Origin of the sequence: Moorena producens 3L, assembly GCF_000211815.1 — a bacterium.
GTDB classification, from domain to species: Bacteria; Cyanobacteriota; Cyanobacteriia; order Cyanobacteriales; family Coleofasciculaceae; genus Moorena; species Moorena producens.
This window is the reverse complement of record NZ_GL890913.1, coordinates 1-1,277: the sequence shown is the minus strand read 5'-3', so window position 1 is coordinate 1,277 and position 1,277 is coordinate 1. Positions and strand designations below refer to the sequence as shown.

Genomic DNA, 1,277 nt, shown 5'->3' with positions numbered 1-1,277 from the left:
CCAGATTGGGTAGAAGTGTAGGCCAATGGCGTTAGAAGAAGGAACAACAGCACCAGAGATGATGTTGTTTCCGTACATCAGGGAGCCAGCAACCGGCTCGCGGATACCATCGATGTCCACAGGAGGAGCAGCGATGAAAGCAATGATGAAGCAGGTGGTAGCAGCTAGCAGGGTTGGGATCATTAATACACCAAACCAACCTACATAGAGGCGGTTGTTGGTAGAGGTGACCCAATTGCAGAACTGAGACCACACAGAGGTGTTGCTCTGCTGTAATACAGTAGTCATGTTCTTATGATTGCGGGTATGAATATGAAGTTATCGAGGTTCGTCCGGCTTGTTTGTGCCTTCATGTATTTATATTAAGCAATATCTAAAGTTTTGTAAAGGGTTTTGAGAGTAATTTCCCCTCAGGTTATTAAATAATGTAAATAAGTAAAAGTTATATTAGTTAAGTATTGACAAATAAAGATTTATGTGATAATAAAACAAAAATAGGTAAACCAAAATAGCGTACGCATACAAAATAGCGATCGCGAAGCGTGACCAAAGGTCAATCGCATACAAAATAGCGATCGCTACTAGAACCCAATTATTTTGAATACACTCGGAATACCACTCAAAACTAGACTTAGGAATACCCCGTTGGTTTGGGTAATCAATATATAGCAGTCGCCAGGGCAGTTAGGACATGACAAAAGTCTCAAACCTAAGTAAGCGCAAGAGTTTGACTTCTGACAAATGACTTCTGAGTTTTGACTTCTGCTATAAGTATCCCAAAGCGCCGATCATATCCCCAATACCACTCAAAGTTATCGATCAGACTTCAACAAAAAGCGCTCCCCATCTGGAGAGCGCTTTGTTTTAACTTAGCAAATTATACCAAGTTGAGATTAACCGTTGATGACTGGAGCAGTCAAAGCTACGGGAGTAGCTTCAGCCGCAGCAAGGTCTAGAGGGAAGTTGTGAGCGTTACGCTCGTGCATGACCTCGAAACCTAAGTTGGCACGGTTGAGTACATCAGCCCAGGTGTTGATCACGTGACCTTGTGAGTCAATGATGCTCTGGTTGAAGTTGAAGCCATTCAGGTTAAATGCCATGGTGCTGATGCCCAGTGCAGTAAACCAGATGCCGATTACAGGCCATGCACCCAAGAAGAAGTGCAAGGAACGGCTGTTGTTGAAGGAAGCGTATTGGAAGATTAAACGACCGAAGTAGCCATGAGCTGCAACGATGTTGTAAGTTTCTTCCTCTTGACCGAACTTGTAACCATAGTT

General features: G+C 43.3%; 2 pseudogenes. Both read right to left on the bottom strand.

The window, feature by feature from the left end:
• A pseudogene (locus LYNGBM3L_RS14445) lies at window positions 1-288 on the bottom strand (Photosystem Q(B) protein 1); the annotation flags it as partial.
• A gap of 605 nt (window positions 289-893) precedes the next feature.
• A pseudogene (locus LYNGBM3L_RS14440) lies at window positions 894-1,277 on the bottom strand (photosystem II q(b) protein); the annotation flags it as partial.